Origin of the sequence: Mesorhizobium sp., from assembly GCF_005063415.1 — a bacterium.
GTDB lineage: Bacteria > Pseudomonadota > Alphaproteobacteria > Rhizobiales > Rhizobiaceae > Mesorhizobium.
The window spans coordinates 37,068-53,301 of record NZ_SUEG01000023.1; the positions used below are offsets into that span (position 1 = coordinate 37,068).

Genomic DNA, 16,234 nt, shown 5'->3' on the forward strand with positions numbered 1-16,234 from the left:
TCTGGCGGTCTGACGGCGCTCCCCAAGCTGGCTAGTCTAAATGATAGGGATTCGGTGCCGACACCACTCCTCCCAAAGACGTCGCGGCGAGGTTTGTCTGCAACCCGGCAATCAACACGCCGCCCCGCCGTGGTAATGAAGACGTCTCTGTCGAGTCCGACGGAATATGATGCGCATGGAACCGCTGGTAGAAAAGGTGACCAGCGACAGGTGGTTCGAAGCCCGCGTCTTGCCGCAGCTGCACGTTCTACTCTGGGGTAACAAGAGGCTGGTGTATACCTTCTCCTAGCTTCGCCGCCAACTACTCGGTTTTCCGAATTGCTCTCTATATTCTTGAAGACGATGCGTTCGTTAAAGACATGTGCTGCGCACCTGGTGTAAAAGCTGCTCTCATCATGCAGAGGTCAAGCCAGTCGGGCTCATCCGAGGCTATGGCCGTGAGCACTGTTCAGTTCGGCAGAGAGGGCGCTTTTGTACACACTTTGCGATCGTGGCGGCCCCGTGGGCAGATCTGCAAGCTGCCGCGACACTAACCTCTCGAAGCCCGCCCGCCCGCCTTTCGTGCAGCTTCCTCTGAACAAAACCACCGCTCGCCCTTCAATAGGTTGATGCGTGTCTCCCAGTAAGATTCCTGTCCAAGAACGTGATAATCTTCTTGCCAGTGTTGTAGCTGATGTTGCCCTTGATGCCGCAGCCTACCGCGGCGGGACCAAACTCAATGGCAAGCAGGCCGGCTAGGATCGTGCAGCCAGTCGCGAGCCTCGCCCACAACGGGGTCTCACGCGCATGAGGGCGCCGACCATGGGTTCGGCGGTTCATACGCGTATAACACGTGTCTTTCTGAAAAAATCAATGCTCTCGGCTAAGCTACTGAATTATTTGGCTTCCATATAGCGCGTCGGCGGAACCAACTTGTAGACGGGCTATGAAAGGTTAAGCGCGGATGTCTATCGGCCGCCGGCGTTCCCGCTCTGTAAGCCTGCCTGAACTACCCGCGCCGCGGTCAAGCCCCAGGCTCCTGCTCATCCAGCGACCGCCCGATCAATGGCAGGCTGGAAAGACAAGAGCCGATGTCTTCAGATGGTCTCGCCATCAGCTTTGGGCTAACTTCCCCATTCTCCCGCTTCGAGCTCGACACACGGCGGGTTGGATGGCGCACGACAATCTGTGTCGGCTTTGTCGTGTCCGTGACAGACGCCTGAAAGGCCCGTTCGCGCGTTTTGCCGCCGTCTAAGCGGCTGGAATTTAATGACAAAGTTTCTTCTGGGATCGGCCGATCACGCTGGTACGCTTTTTGCGATGCTTGGTGTGAGGCGGCACGAGCTGCCTATCGGCACTTGTGTCGCGGGCAGTCGCGATGATTAGAACGAAGGAAGGAAAGCTATTATGTCAGGTCTGCGTCAGATCGCCTTTTACGGAAAAGGCGGCATCGGCAAGTCCACCACGTCCCAAAATACGCTCGCTGCCCTTGTCGACCTGGGGCAGAGAATCCTCATCGTAGGATGCGACCCCAAAGCCGATTCCACACGCTTGATCCTGAATTCGAAAGCTCAGGATACCGTCCTGGATCTCGCCGCACAGGAAGGTTCGGTGGAAGACCTCGAACTCCAGGACGTGCTCAAGGTGGGCTACAGAGGCATCAAGTGCGTGGAGTCCGGCGGCCCCGAGCCGGGTGTCGGTTGCGCCGGCCGCGGCGTCATCACCTCGATCAATTTCCTCGAGGAGAATGGCGCTTATGACGATGTCGATTATGTCTCCTATGACGTCCTCGGCGACGTGGTATGCGGCGGCTTCGCCATGCCGATCCGCGAAGGCAAGGCCCAGGAGATCTATATCGTCATGTCCGGCGAGATGATGGCGCTCTATGCCGCCAACAACATCGCCAAGGGCATCCTCAAATATGCCCATTCGGGCGGTGTGCGGCTGGGCGGGCTGATCTGCAATGAACGTCAAACCGACCGCGAACTCGATCTGGCCGAAGCACTGGCTGGCCGATTGAATTCCAAGCTCATCCACTTCGTGCCCCGCGACAACATCGTCCAACATGCCGAACTCAGGAAGATGTCGGTGATCCAGTACGCGCCGGACTCAAAGCAGGCAGGGGAATACCGCGCTCTGGCCGAGAAGATCCACGCCAATTCGGGCCAGGGTACGATCCCGACGCCGATCACCATGGAGGAGCTGGAGGAGATGCTGCTCGACTTCGGCATCATGAAGACCGACGAGCAGATGCTTGCCGAGCTTCACTCCAAGGAAGCGGCGAAGGCGGCGGCCCAGTAGTGACATTAGCGCTGCCATCAATCGGCGCGCCTTGCAGAGAACGGCGCCTATTCTTTGAGGCGTCACCCAACCTTGAAAGGGGGACTCATGAGCCGGGAATACGAGAATGACGGTGCTCTTCATGCGAAGCTTATCGAAGAGGTGCTGTCGCATTATCCCGACAAGGCGGCGAAGCGCCGCAAGAAGCACCTCAACGTCGCAAAGAGCGGCAACGAGGCTGGCGGGGAAAGCGAGGTCCTTTCCGAATGCGACGTCAAATCGAACATCAAGTCCATTCCCGGGGTGATGACGATTCGCGGCTGTGCATATGCTGGTTCGAAAGGCGTGGTGTGGGGGCCAGTCAAGGATATGGTCCATATCTCGCACGGCCCGGTCGGCTGCGGCCAATATTCTTGGTCGCAGCGCCGCAACTACTACGTCGGTACAACGGGCGTCGACACGTTCGGGACAATGCAGTTCACCTCCGATTTCCAGGAGAAGGACATCGTCTTCGGCGGCGACAAGAAGCTGGAACAGATCATTGACGAGATTGAAGTCTTGTTTCCGCTCAACAACGGCATCACCGTGCAGTCCGAATGCCCTATCGGCCTGATTGGCGATGACACCGAGGCCGTTTCTCGCAAAAAGACCAAGGAGTATGACAAGACGATCGTGCCGGTACGCTGCGAGGGCTTCCGCGGCGTCTCGCAGTCGCTTGGCCACCACATCGCCAATGATGCAATCCGGGATTGGGTCTTCGACAAAAAGGATGTCAAGTTCGAGGCCGGCCCCTACGACGTCAACGTCATCGGCGACTACAATATCGGCGGCGATGCCTGGGCCTCGCGCATACTGCTTGAGGAGATAGGGCTGCGCGTGGTTGGCAACTGGTCGGGTGACGCCACACTCGCAGAGATCGAGCGCGCCCCGAAGGCTAAGCTCAATCTTATCCACTGCTACCGGTCGATGAATTACATCTGTCGGCATATGGAGGAAAAGTATGGCGTCGCCTGGATGGAGTACAATTTCTTCGGTCCCTCCCAGATCGAAGCCTCTCTGCGCAACATAGCCAAGCATTTTGGGCCGGAAATCGAGGAGAAGACCGAAAAGGTCATTGCCAAGTACAGGCCGCTTGTTGATGCGGTCATCGCCAAGTACCTGTCGCGCCTGGAAGGAAATACCGTGATGCTCTATGTCGGCGGCCTGCGCCCCCGCCACGTCGTCACGGCCTACGAGGACCTCGGCATGGTCATCGTGGGCACCGGCTATGAATTCGCCCACAGCGACGACTATCAGCGCACCGGCCACTACGTGAAGAACGGCACGCTGATCTACGATGACGTGACCGGCTATGAGTTGGAGAAATTCATCGAAGGGATTCGCCCAAATCTGGTCGGCTCGGGAATCAAAGAAAAATACCCGGTGCAGAAGATGGGCATACCGTTCCGCCAGATGCATTCCTGGGATTATTCAGGCCCGTATCACGGCTACGATGGCTTTGCCATTTTCGCGCGTGATGTGGATCTCGCCATTAACAACCCGGTCTGGGACCTATTCCACGCGCCTTGGAAAAGAAGCCGGGGCGATGAGCGGGCGATGGCTGCCGAATAAACATTTGCTTCAGCCCCATTCTCCCACTGAGACGGTGAACTCCCGCGGCCTCTGATCCGCCGGAGCCTGGAACGTCTTGACGTCCTGAGCTGCCGTCCCGCGCAGCCAGATGCAAAAGAGGTAATCATCATGCCGCAGTCGGCTGAAAAAATTCTCGATCACGCTCCCCTGTTCCGCGAGCCGGAATACAGAAAGATGCTCGCTGAGAAGAAGCTAAACTTCGAATGTCCGCACCCCGATGAAATCGTTTCCGATCAGCGCGATTTCACCCAGACGTGGGAATACCGCGAAAAGAACCTCGCCCGCAAAGCGCTTGTCGTGAACCCGGCCAAGGCCTGCCAGCCGCTGGGTGCGGTATTCGCTGCCGCCGGCTTCGAGCGAACCATGTCCTTCGTCCACGGCAGCCAAGGTTGCGTCGCCTATTACCGCTCGCACCTGTCGCGCCATTTCAAGGAGCCTGCCGCGGCGGTCTCCTCCTCAATGACCGAGGATGCGGCGGTGTTTGGCGGCCTGAAGAACATGGTCGACGGGCTCGCCAACACCTACCAGCTCTACGACCCCAAGATGATTGCCGTGTCGACGACCTGTATGGCAGAGGTCATTGGCGACGACCTGCACAGCTTCATCCAGAACGCCAAGGACGAAGATTCAGTCCCGCGCGACTTCGACGTGCCCTTTGCCCACACCCCGGCCTTCGTTGGCAGTCATGTCGACGGCTATGACAACATGGTCAAAGGCATTTTGGAGCACTTCTGGAAAGGTCAGGAGCGTACGCAAATCGAAGGAACCATCAACATCATTCCGGGCTTCGACGGCTTCTGCGTCGGCAACAACCGGGAGCTCAAGCGCCTGCTCGATGTAATGGGCGTGTCCTATACATTGATCCAGGATGCCTCTGACCAGTTCGATACGCCTTCGGACGGTGAATACCGCATGTATGACGGGGGCACGAAGATCAACGAGGTGAAGAAGGCCCTCAACGCCGAGGCAACGCTTTCGCTGCAGCATCACAACACCCGAAAGACACTGGGCTATTGCGAGGAGGTCGGGCAGGCGACGGCCTCGTTCCACTATCCGCTCGGCGTTCAGGCGACGGACGAATTCCTGATGGAGGTCGCGGCGATTTCCGGCAAGGAGATTCCCGAGGCAATTCGCCTCGAGCGCGGCCGACTGGTAGACGCCATGGCGGACAGCCAATCCTGGTTGCATGGTAAGAAATACGCCATCTACGGTGATCCCGACTTCGTTCACGCAATGGCCCGCTTTGTCATGGAGACCGGCGGCGAGCCAACCCATTGCCTCGCCACCAATGGCACCTCGGCATGGGAAGCCGATTTGAAGAAGCTGCTAGCATCCTCGCCTTTCGGCAAGGCTGCCCAGGTTTGGGCGGGCAAGGACCTGTGGGCGCTGCGCTCACTGCTCTTTACCGAGCCGGTGGACCTTTTGATCGGCAATTCCTACGGCAAGTACCTGGAGCGCGACACCGGAACACCGCTGATCCGGCTGATGTTTCCGATCTTCGATCGGCACCATCATCACCGCTTTGCGCTCTTTGGCTACCAGGGAGCGTTGCGCGTGCTGACGACGATCCTCGACAAGATCTTCGACAAACTCGATCGCGAGACGAGCGAGACGGGTGTGACGGATTATTCCTATGACCTCACGCGCTAAGAGCCGTGGCCGGCTTTTCGCCGAGGCCATTCCTTGCCCAATGGACTGGGGAGGCTGAGCAATGTCCTCCCTCAGCGCCAAAATCAAGGACGCCTTCGATGAGCCCGCCTGCGATAAGAACCGTGGCAAAGATGCCAAGGCGCGCAAGGAGGGCTGCTCGAAGTCGCTGACACCAGGGGCGGCAGCCGGCGGCTGCGCCTTTGACGGAGCCAAGATCGTCCTGCAGCCGATCACCGACGTTGCGCATCTGGTCCATGCGCCGCTCGCCTGCGAGGGCAATTCTTGGGACAACCGTGGTGCGGTTTCGTCAGGGCCGACCTTGTGGCGGACAAGCTTCACGACCGACCTCACCGAACTCGACCTTGTGATGGGGCAGGGCGAGCGGAAACTCTTCAAGGCGATCCGCGAGATCAAGCACACATACGCGCCGCCGGCGATCTTCGTCTACTCGACTTGCGTAACGGCGCTGATCGGTGACGACATCGAGGCCGTGTGCAAACGCGCCACGGAAAAGTTCGGTTTGGCCGTGGTGCCGATCAATGCGCCTGGCCTGGCAGGCTCCAAGAACCTCGGCAATAAGCTCGCCGCCGAGGCGTTGCTCGATCATGTCATCGGCACGGTCGAACCCGACGACCCCGGACCCTACGACATCAACATCCTTGGCGAATTCAACCTCTCGGGCGAATTCTGGCTTGTAAAGCCGCTCCTCGATCGGCTCGGGATCCGGGTGCGCGCCTGCATTCCCGGCGATGCGCGTTACCGCGACATTGCTTCCGCGCACCGCGCCCGGGCGGCAATGATGGTGTGCTCGACCGCGCTGATCAGTCTTGCCCGCAAGATGGAGGAGCGCTGGGACATCCCGTTCTTCGAGGGCTCCTTCTATGGCATCTCCGACACATCGCAAGCTCTTCGAAACCTTGTCAGGCTGCTGGTGAGGAAGGGCGCCGATCCGGAGATCCTCGAGCGCACAGAGACGCTGATCGCGCAGCAGGAGGCGATCGCGTGGAAGAAACTCGAATCCTACCGGCAAAGGCTCCAAGGCAAGCGCGTGCTGCTCAACACAGGCGGTGTGAAGTCCTGGTCGGTTGTCCATGCGCTGATGGAGATCGGAATCGAGATCGTCGGCACCTCGATCAAGAAATCTACGGTGCAGGACAAGGAGCGCATCAAACAAGTTCTCAAGCACGACAAGCACATGTTCGAATCCATGGCTGCGAGCGAGCTGTACGCCATGCTCTCTGAACACAGGGCCGATATCATGCTGTCGGGCGGTCGCACGCAATTCATTGCGCTCAAGGCCAAGACGCCCTGGCTCGATATCAACCAGGAGCGCCAGCATCCTTATGCCGGCTATGACGGCATGGTGGAACTCGTACGCCAGATCGACCTCGCCATTCACAATCCGATCTGGTCTCAGGTGCGCCAGCCGGCCCCGTGGGATTGCCAGCCTGAGCTGATAGGCGAATTGCCGTGCACGAGGAACGAGACCGCGTACCTGTTTGATGAATTCGCCTGCGCGACGGCACACGAGTGTTGAGGCGACCGATGGCCCGCATCCTTCCCCAGAGCAAATCGGCGGCAGTCAACCCGCTGAAGTCGTCGCAGCCGCTGGGTGCCGCCTTTGCCTTTCTTGGCGTCGACGGTGCGATGCCGCTGTTCCACGGCAGCCAAGGCTGCACAAGCTTTGCGCTCGTTCTCTTCGTGCGGCACTTCAAAGAAGCGATTCCCTTGCAGACTACGGCGATGGATGAGGTGGCGACCATCCTCGGCGCAGCCGACCATCTGGAAGAGGCGATCCTCAACCTCAAGAACCGCACGAAGCCAACGCTGATCGGGGTGTGCACGACCGCGCTGGTGGAGACGCGTGGCGAAGATTGCGCGGGTGATATTGCCAACATCATGCGGAAGCACACGCAACAGCTTGCGGGTACGGAGGTCGTGCTGGCCAACACGCCGGATTTTGACGGCGCGATCGAAGAGGGCTGGGCCAAGGCAGTCACCGCAATGATCGAAGGGATTACGCGCTCGGGCGAACGGGCGCGGCACCCGAAGAAGATCGCAATCCTGCCCGGATGCAACCTCTCTATCGCCGACATCGAGCATATGCGGGACATGGTTGAAAGCTTTGGGCTCAAGCCGGTTATTCTGCCCGACATTTCAGGCTCGCTCGACGGTACGGTTCCTGACCGCTGGGTAGCGACCACATACGGCGGCACCAGCGTCGAAGACATTCGCGAGTTGGGTACGGCCATGCGATGCATCGCCATCGGTGAGCACATGCGCCGCCCGGCGAAAGCGCTGCTCGGGTTGACCGGCGTGCCTTACGTGTTGTTCCAGTCACTGACTGGGCTGCAGGACACGGACCGCTTCGTGTCGCTGCTGTCTTCGATTTCGGGCGCGGCGGTACCGGCCCGCGTGCGCCGGCGCCGGGCGCAATTGCAGGACGCGATGCTCGACGGACATTTCCATTTCGGCGGCAAGAAAATTGCCATCGCTGCCGAACCAGACCAGCTGTTCCAACTTGCAACCTTCTTTGCTGGTCTCGGCTCCGAGATAGCCGCGGCCGTCACAACGACCGACAGGTCTAAAATTCTCAAGAAAGTCCCGGCCGTTTCGGTTCAGATCGGCGATCTCGGCGATCTGGAAAGTCTTGCCGTCGGTGCTGACCTGCTTGTCACGCATTCGCACGGGCGCCAAGCATCGGAGCGGCTCGGAATTCCGCTCATGCGCATCGGGTTCCCGGTCTTCGATCGACTAGGCAGCCAGCACAAGCTCGCAATTCTCTATCAGGGCACCCGCGACATGATCTTCGAGGTCGCCAACATCTTCCAGGCCAACCAACACGCGCCCACTCCTGAGGCGCTTGATCCACTCCGTAATCGAGAAATATCACGATGAACGCTGTTCGCCGCCTCTCGCTGGTCAGTAATGAGGTTTTCGCCCCGATGCCTGAACGACGTAAGGGCGCATTGCGCGTTGCGATCGCCACTCAGGACATGCAGAACCTCAATGCCCATTTTGGGTCGGCCAGGCGCTTTGCTGTCTACGACGTGACGCGCGAGGAATGGAATCTCGTCGAAGCCGTGGCCTTCGATGACGTGTCCGATGAAAGCGGGGAGCATCGGGCCGAGCGCGATGATCGCATCACGCCAAAGGTGGATGCGCTCAACGGCTGTCAGATCCTGTTTTGTCTGGCAATTGGCGGCCCTTCGGCAGCCAAGCTTGTCGCGGCAAAAATCCACCCGATCAAAGTGGCGGAGCCCCAATCGATCCCACAGGTGCTCTTGCGCACGCAGATGATGCTCAGGACGTGTCCTCCGCCTTGGCTGCGCAAGGTGCTGGCGCGAGCGGGCATTGCCGAAAAGAAACCGTCCTTCGAGGACGAGGACTGAAAAGAGGAGGACGCCAATGCCTGACCCCGCAATCCCCCCAGCTGTCGCCGAAGACGAGGCGGCTCTTTGCACCCCGTTCGTCAAATGCCTCGTGCGGCTGATCCGTTCTCAGGATTCCTATGGCTCGTGGGAACGCAAAGCGGACGCTGAGCTGCTGGGCGACTTCATCATTACCAAGGAACAGCGCCGAGGGATCCCAATCATCGGAGATCCCGATCCCGACGTGCTGTGGAGGCTCGACAAGTACTACGCCGCCATCGGGCTTGCGATCGAGGAGCGCTGCGGCCTTATGGCATCGCCGATGATCCAGGTGAGCCATGAGGGTTTTGGTCGGGTGCTTTTCACGACCGGACGGCTGGTCGTTTTGTCCAAAACGCTGCGCGATGTCCACCGGTTTGGCTTCGAGACGCTCCTGAAGCTCGCCACGGCCGGTACGAAGCTGGTCGACGATGCGATTTCAGTCATCGAAACCTTTCCCCACGTGGCGCTGGCATGATGGGCGCGATTTTCGAGAAAGGCCATCATGACGGACCCGAGAAACTATGTTGGCCAGTCCCCTCGATCCAGGGACTCGAGGCCGACCAGGTTGTTGGGGTATCGCCGATGAAGAAGCCGCTGGTCCTGATCTGCTCGCAAGATGCCGAGTTCTATCTGCTCTACAGCCACATACTGGAGGTTGACGGTTTCAGCAGTGAGACGGCAGACGGCGCGAAGGCTGCGCTGGCCTTGGCCGAACAACGGGAGCTTCAGGCCGTAGTGCTGGATTGCGACCCAGCCAGCATAAACGGGTCCGCAATTTGCGCCCACCTCAAGCGGGAACCGCGCACCACCGACCTGCCTATCATCGCCCTGATCGCGCCTGGCGCCGAGCACCAGCACCTCGATCTCTTGAAGGCAGGCGTTGAGAGCTTTGTGCGGCCGGTGGCTCCGGCCAAGCTGCTCGACTGCCTGCGGGCGAGGCTCGGGCTGACCAAGCGTGGTCCGAACGGGGTTGAAAACGACAGTTGGATTTGTTGTGGAGGCCTGGAGATGAAGCTCGATGCCCATCGGGTTCGCGGTAATGGCCACGACATCCATCTCGGACGGATCGATTTCAACGTGCTGCGGCTTATGATTGAGGCCCCCGGCAAGGTCTTCAGCCGGGACGAGCTTATCGGGGCGGCCTGGCTGCCCAACATTCATGTCGGTGCACGCACCGTCGATGTCCATATCAGCCGAATCAGGAGGGCGCTGAAAACGGCCTTGCCCGGCAGCGTCATTCGAACCGTCAGGTCGGCCGGCTACTCGCTCGAGAAGCCGGACGACTGAAATCGGTGATCGAACGTGGTGCCGCTCTCTCTTCCTCCTGAGAGCGGTGTTGCCGCTTTGAGGCGCTCCTAACGAAGACCAGGAGAAGCAGGCAAATGGAATTTAAAAGCATATTCAGTGTGACGGGTGCTGATCATTCTGATGAGGACCTCACAACAGCTGCCGGACTGTGTGCCGAGGTCGGCGCGCACCTATCGGTACTCATTATACCGCCTCCATTGCTCTTGATGTCGTCTCCGCCCCCCGAATGGAATACAGGACGTGCACAGGCAATTGCAGTACCGAACTATCGATTTCAGCAAATCGAGAAATTTTCACAGGACGTGACCAGAATGGAAAGACGGTCCGCGGATATCCTCAAAAGGCTGAAAGCTATGTCGCTTTCCTGTGACGTTGACACCGACTATTGCGATCCGGCTAGCCTCGGTGAAGTGGCACGACAGCGGGCGCTCTGCGCTGACCTGACGATCGTTGGAGGAGACCTCCTCAACGATGAGACTCTCGGACCTCCTGTTGTCAACGGCTGCTTGTTCGATAGCGGAAAGCCGGTGCTCATCGTGCCGAAGGGCGTTAAGGCGACGCTGTCGCCTCGACGCGTGCTGGTCGGCTGGGATTCGCGTGTAGAGGCCTCGCGTGCGGTTCGGGAAGCTCTTAGTATCCTATCCGCTGCCAGGGAAGTCTGTGTCGCTATGGTCGATCCAAAGGCGCAAAACAACGGGAAAGGCGCGCAGTCCGGAGCTGACATCGCTGCCTATCTTACTCGGCACGGTGCTCGGGTCTCCGTTGACCTGCTTAAGAGCGCCGGCAACTCGGCGGGCACAGTGCTGACCCAGCACGCGAACGACATCTGTGCTGACATGATGGTCATGGGTGCTTATGGCAGCCGTGGGCTGCGTGAGCGGATTTTCGGCGGTCCGCCGAGCTGGAGCTTTGGGAAGACCACATTGCCGCTGTTTTTGGCTCGCTGATCAGCTCCGTAGGAACACCGATCAGGTCGTAGGACCGCCAACCAGTCCGAAGTCGTCGTCGGTTACCGGTCGGATTGCGGAGACATGGCTGGATCCGCGAACATCTTGCGACGCTTGTCAGAGCCAAACCGGACGCCTCGACTGCTTCACGACGCTCTTGTGAACCAACTCGTGCGAGATCGTCCGCAACGGGCAGTAAAGACGAACGGCTGCAGCAGACCGCAGCCAAGCCACAGGGCGGGTGTACCAGGAGACCCCGCCTCGTGCGCGAACCCTGTTGGAAGGCCCCTTATCAGTACCCGGACGCGCGTCAAATCGGCGGCTGTCCCTGTCAGCCTGCGGTGTGCAAGGGCCGCTGCCGCGGAGCTTCCCCTGCCCGATCGTCGGGCGTGCGACAATGTCGGATTCCAGACGAGCTGGAACTGCGCGAACTCGTTGGTTTGACAGGTCTTTATCCGGCACGCCGCATGCATGGGAGTCTCCGAAAGCATTAAGAGCCGTTATCCATGGTTACGCCCCTCGAAAGAAAGAGCCGCTTCCGTCGTGGCAGGGAAACAGCCACTCCTGGGGTGGAGGCCGGCGCTAGAAGCCGCCGTAAGATCCGGAAGAGCCGCGCGACAGCATCACACACTTTCCTTCTGCTCTTGGGTTCGGATCACGCCGCGCCGCTGTCGATGCCGCCGACATTGAGCCCAAGACCTGGAAGGCGGCACACGCTCTTGCTGTCCTCTCAGTCGGGACCGCGGCTCAAGCATGCCTGTGAGGTTCGCATTGCTCAATGCCCGGCGATCGACGTCAACATGCCGCTGAGTTGGAAAACACTCCTAGAGGAGTAAGGATAAGTGGACCTCTTTTGTATTGGTGTGGGTGCTGGACCATCTAATTTGAGCCTTGCGTGTCAGATACAGGAAGAGATTGCGCAAGGGGCACTGTTCCTGGACCGGGAGGTCGATTTCCGAGGACATCCAGGCAGCGCTTTCGATTGCGCGGAGCTCCAGGTCGGCCACTTCCAGGATCTGGTTACTCTGGTCAATCCGCGATCAGCCTACACATTCGTAAACTACCTCCACGAGAACGGGCGTCTTTACAATTTCCTCAATGCGCAATTTCACGGGGTGCTTAGAGCCGAGTTCGCCCAATATCTCAACTGGGCGTTCCAGAAGAATCCGCTTGTCCGTGGCGGCGAGGCCGTTCGCGAAATCCGCTTTGACGGCGAGTTTCGCGTGCGGACGGACAACGCGGTCCTTGATGCAAGAAACCTCGTCATCGACATAGGCAAGCAGGCGCAAATTCCGCCTCAGTTTCATGGCTGGACTGGACCCAACCTGTTCCACTCATCTGAGTTGGCCCACATCAATCCTGAGGTGCAAAAAAAGCATGTCTGCGTTGTTGGCGGCGGACAGTCGGGAGCCGAGCTGCTACTGCACCTTGTCGGCCGGCCGAAAGAACGGCGGCCCGCGGCGATCACATGGGTCTTGACGCGCGAGATGCCTTTCGACGACCACGCGTTCACAAACGGGCTGTTCACGCCATGCTTCTCGGATCGTTTTGCTGCGATGAGCGAGGTGCATCGACAGCTGTTCCTGCGGCGTTTCGCGCTTGCCTCCGAGGGCATTTCAGAAAGCAAGTTGCGCGCGGTCTATCAGGCGCTCTACCACCACGCCTTTCTCGAGCCACACCAATGCGAGATCACATTGCGGCCAAGTTGCAACGTGTCGCGCTGCATCAATGCCGGAGCAGGGCACAGGCTCACGCTGCAACGCGGCTTGGACAACATCGGAGAAGTAACCGCCGATATCGTCATCCTGGCCACCGGGTACGAGAAACCGCTGCCGGGTTTCCTAGAACCGATCGCAGATCGCCTCGAACAGATCGGCAATGAGCTCGCCATCGGCGAGGATTTTTCGGTGTACTGGGACGGACCGCGAGACCGACGCCTTTTCGTTCAGAACGCCTGCCTTGGACAGCGCGGGCTGGCTGATCCGAACTTTGGGCTGCTGGCCTGGCGAGCGCGCCGCATCCTTGACAGCCTTCTGCGGCGCGCGCCATGCGCCAATCCCGAGCATCTAGGGTTCATCAACCGTCCCTTGACGGAGTGCTGGCCCGACCTCGGAGTCGAACAAATGGGCAGCGGGATATGATTCGTCGATATTGATGATCGGCGGTGGCATTCAGGAAAGATTTCCGCCTCTGGCGGCAAAAGCGGGACGAGCAATATTCCTACGGCGTCAGATCGCTCTGCTCGCGCTTGAGCAAGGTAGCGTCGCGCGACTCCTGCTTGGCGTGAAACAGCAAAGGGCATTCAATCACGATGCAGCTTTACGTGCTGTCGGGCTCAACGCCACGTGGATCGAGCCCAACGCCGCCGTTGGCAACCGCGACGCGAATTATGACGCCGGGCCACATGCGGCGGTGGCTGCAAGGGTACCGAGCCTCTCCCGCACTTTCGACCCCATCGCCGAAGTGCGACTACTCCAGGACGCCGAAGCCGGTCTTATCGCCAGCGGGCCAGCCAAACTCTCACCTTCCTAAACGGCAGCCGCTAAGGTGAGCCGTCCAAAGCCGACATTCAGGTTAACGTCAGCTGGCCATGTTAGGGCTCGCTTATTCAAGGCGGTACCGGCGCTTGCCGAAGCTAAGAAGGGTTGGCATGCCCTTTGCCGTGCTTGATGTGCGGCAACACGGTGAGAGCTCCGCTGAAGCAAGCGAGAGGGAGCAATGCCCTCGAGACCGTGTCCGATTTTGACTGGAAAATATTCCGCGACAAAAGAGACGAAAGGTATGGAATGACTTTGGACACCAAGATGGAACTGCGTATGGGGTCCCCGGCTCCTGCGCTGAAAGTGGAGAACTGGCTGCGTGGCGAGCCCCTCACGAGCCTTCGGCCCGGCAAGGTCTACCTCGTTGAATTTTGGGCGACTTGGTGCCGACCATGTGTCCACGCCATGCCCCATTTGATCGAACTGCAGGAGAAATATAAAGACAGCGGATTTGAGATTATCGGAGTCGCAGCTTGCGAAAAGGCTGCAACCGCGGACGAAGCGCGGACCAACGTGGATGCCTGGCTGACCGAGAAGTTCCCGAATCTGAATTATCGGACAGCGTTCGATTGCACTGGCGAAATGAAAAAGCTCTGGCTGGAACCCAGCTCTTCGTTCGGGATTCCCACCTCGTTCGTGGTCGACCGCGACGGCCACATCGCTTATATCGGCCACCCGGCACCTCTCGATGACGTTTTGCCGAAAGTCCTTAACGGCAGCTGGCGCAGCAGCTATGAAGCGAAAGCCGTCGATGCAAAGCGAATCTCGCGTGTGCGCGAATCGTCGCTGAGTCAGCCGATATACGCCAAACTTGGGCCGGCGATGCAGGACGAGGATTGGGCAGCGGCACTATTGGCCATCGAAGAAGGCCTCGCCGTGATGCCAGACTCTTTTGATTTTCGGCGGGTTCATGCGGATATTCTGCTTCACAAGCTGCGCGACATCAAAACCGGCTTGCCGCTTATGCGCGAATTGGTCGAGGACGCGATCAACAAAAAGTTCGAAGCGATGTCTTGGGTGGTGATGGCGCTGAACCAACTCTTCCATCCCACGATCGACAACTCCCATCTTCCGCATGATGATCGCTTTGCGATGGGCAAGGAGCTCTCCGAACAGATCCTGGAACTTAATCCTCCGCAAGGCGATGGAGACTTTAAATTCGGGTGTTACTTTCCGGTCGCTCAGTATTATTACGAGAGCGGCAACAAGGACCGGGCGATCGAGTTGATCGAGGTGGCAATCAAATCGCTGGACCATTCGGAGCCAGTGCCGGACCAAACCAAACAGCGCTACCTCACCTCGTTGCTCCAAGCCCTGGCCAACTACACGGGTGAGCCTGCCTGTCACGCGGGTCTCTGTGTGGCTCCGCAAAACAAGACTTCCGAAACTCAAAACGCTGTCACTTCCTGAGCAAGGATCGCGAAGGGCATGACAATTGGAATTGAACACCGGCAAATCCGCCCGCCCAGGCGCACTTCGCAGCAATAACGTCGATGCCGCAAAAGTGCGCGGCTTGCGGCAGGTGGAATTTCCATTGCGTTTACCTCGGGTCGAACCGCGGCGCAGGCGTTCGCGCCGCGGTGAAAGGTCTCGCACTGGTGGACGTGCTCGAGGTCGGCCACGGGACACTGTTGCGTGGGATCGGCTCGCCCAAGCCATTCCCCGCCCACGCAAGCGCCCGAACCACACATCGCAGAAAAAGAGATCGTCCTTCAAGAGGAGTACTGAAATTGGGGAAAAGCGAAATTCCTCATGAACCGGTTGGCCCTGCTGTCCACAAGGACGACGAGGCCCTTGCTTCCCCGTTCGTCAAATGCCTCCTGCGGCTCATTCGTACTCAGGATTCCTTCGGCTTATGGGAAGGCCATTCGGATGCCGAGCTGCTGGCCGAGTTCATCATCACCAAGCAACAGCAACGTGCGGTACCCTTTGGCGGCGATCCCGATCCTGACGCGCTGTGGAGGCTCGACATGTTTTACACCGCCGTAGCGCTTGCGATCGAGGAGCGCTCCGGCGTGTCGACGTCGCCGACAATAGAAATGAAACCCGTGGGGGCTTCCGGCGGTTGGGCGTTCTGTCGAGACGTCCACCGGTTCGGCTTCGAGACTTTCCGCAAACTTGCTGAGGCCGGTACGAAACTGGTCGACGATGCGACTGCAGCCATTGAAGCCTAGCCCGAGATGGAGCGCATCAAGAAACCATTGTTCCAGGAAGGATCTATGTCAGACCTAGATAGGATGAGGAAAAAAGTCTGAAAGCTCCAGTTGCGTGCAGCTATTGCCAAGATGGCATTGCAGGACCTTGTCGAGGGTCTGCCGGGCAAGTGGGCCGACATACAGGAAGTCGCCGAGAAAACCCAAGCCGTTTATGCCGAGTTGGATGTTGCCAAGAGAGAACTCGCTTCAATGAAGAATTTAGGATGATGCGCAAATTCACCACCCGTGACGGCTCCATTTGGATGCCGTCGTACCTGACCTCCATCGAT

Annotated in this window: 14 protein-coding genes and 1 pseudogene; all 15 read left to right on the plus strand. The window is 59.0% G+C overall.

From position 1 onward, the window contains the following. Positions 1-166: 166 nt before the first annotated feature. A pseudogene (locus tag E5W70_RS09170) lies at positions 167-289 on the plus strand (7-carboxy-7-deazaguanine synthase QueE); the annotation flags it as partial. 1,097 nt (positions 290-1,386) lie between these two features. After that, on the plus strand, positions 1,387-2,280 hold the full coding sequence (gene nifH / locus E5W70_RS09175) for a nitrogenase iron protein (protein WP_024505261.1): 894 nt from the start codon (positions 1,387-1,389) through the stop codon (positions 2,278-2,280). A gap of 87 nt (positions 2,281-2,367) precedes the next feature. After that, positions 2,368-3,870, plus strand: a complete 1,503-nt coding sequence (gene nifD, locus E5W70_RS09180) for a nitrogenase molybdenum-iron protein alpha chain (RefSeq protein ID WP_024505262.1) — start codon at positions 2,368-2,370, stop codon at positions 3,868-3,870. 129 nt (positions 3,871-3,999) lie between these two features. Then, on the plus strand, positions 4,000-5,541 hold the full coding sequence (nifK, locus tag E5W70_RS09185) for a nitrogenase molybdenum-iron protein subunit beta (RefSeq protein WP_024505263.1): 1,542 nt from the start codon (positions 4,000-4,002) through the stop codon (positions 5,539-5,541). Between the two features lie 61 nt (positions 5,542-5,602). Further along, positions 5,603-7,078, plus strand: a complete 1,476-nt coding sequence (gene nifE, locus E5W70_RS09190) for a nitrogenase iron-molybdenum cofactor biosynthesis protein NifE (RefSeq protein ID WP_095489376.1) — start codon at positions 5,603-5,605, stop codon at positions 7,076-7,078. A gap of 8 nt (positions 7,079-7,086) precedes the next feature. After that, positions 7,087-8,439 (plus strand): nitrogenase iron-molybdenum cofactor biosynthesis protein NifN, encoded by a 1,353-nt coding sequence (gene nifN / locus E5W70_RS09195; RefSeq protein WP_292656703.1) that lies wholly within the window; start codon positions 7,087-7,089, stop codon positions 8,437-8,439. Beyond that, positions 8,436-8,933 carry a nitrogen fixation protein NifX gene (gene nifX, locus E5W70_RS09200; RefSeq protein ID WP_292656705.1) on the plus strand — a complete coding sequence of 166 codons (498 nt, stop codon included), beginning with the start codon at positions 8,436-8,438 and terminating at the stop codon, positions 8,931-8,933. Before nifN ends, nifX begins: the two co-directional genes overlap by 4 nt. Before the next feature lie 16 nt (positions 8,934-8,949). Beyond that, entirely contained in the window at positions 8,950-9,429 is a 480-nt protein-coding gene (locus E5W70_RS09205; RefSeq protein ID WP_024505267.1) for a NifX-associated nitrogen fixation protein, read from the plus strand. A 107-nt stretch (positions 9,430-9,536) separates the two neighbouring features. Beyond that, positions 9,537-10,241, plus strand: a complete 705-nt coding sequence (locus E5W70_RS09210; RefSeq protein ID WP_224571202.1) for a response regulator transcription factor — start codon at positions 9,537-9,539, stop codon at positions 10,239-10,241. 95 nt (positions 10,242-10,336) lie between these two features. Continuing rightward, the gene (locus E5W70_RS09215) at positions 10,337-11,209 is read left to right on the plus strand and encodes a universal stress protein (RefSeq protein WP_292656707.1); all 873 of its coding nucleotides are present in this window, start codon (positions 10,337-10,339) and stop codon (positions 11,207-11,209) included. Between the two features lie 842 nt (positions 11,210-12,051). Beyond that, entirely contained in the window at positions 12,052-13,350 is a 1,299-nt protein-coding gene (locus E5W70_RS09220; protein WP_063169368.1) for a SidA/IucD/PvdA family monooxygenase, read from the plus strand. Between the two features lie 10 nt (positions 13,351-13,360). After that, positions 13,361-13,741, plus strand: a complete 381-nt coding sequence (locus tag E5W70_RS09225) for a hypothetical protein (RefSeq protein WP_126080606.1) — start codon at positions 13,361-13,363, stop codon at positions 13,739-13,741. A 272-nt stretch (positions 13,742-14,013) separates the two neighbouring features. Next, the gene (locus tag E5W70_RS09230; RefSeq protein WP_063170388.1) at positions 14,014-15,159 is read left to right on the plus strand and encodes a TlpA disulfide reductase family protein; all 1,146 of its coding nucleotides are present in this window, start codon (positions 14,014-14,016) and stop codon (positions 15,157-15,159) included. A gap of 320 nt (positions 15,160-15,479) precedes the next feature. After that, complete coding sequence (locus E5W70_RS09235; RefSeq protein ID WP_245454719.1) at positions 15,480-15,923, plus strand: DUF269 domain-containing protein; 444 nt, start codon at positions 15,480-15,482, stop codon at positions 15,921-15,923. 90 nt (positions 15,924-16,013) lie between these two features. Beyond that, positions 16,014-16,172: a CCE_0567 family metalloprotein gene (locus E5W70_RS09240; protein WP_224571204.1), complete on the plus strand. Its 159-nt coding sequence runs from the start codon at positions 16,014-16,016 to the stop codon at positions 16,170-16,172. The last annotated feature ends 62 nt before the right edge of the window (positions 16,173-16,234 follow it).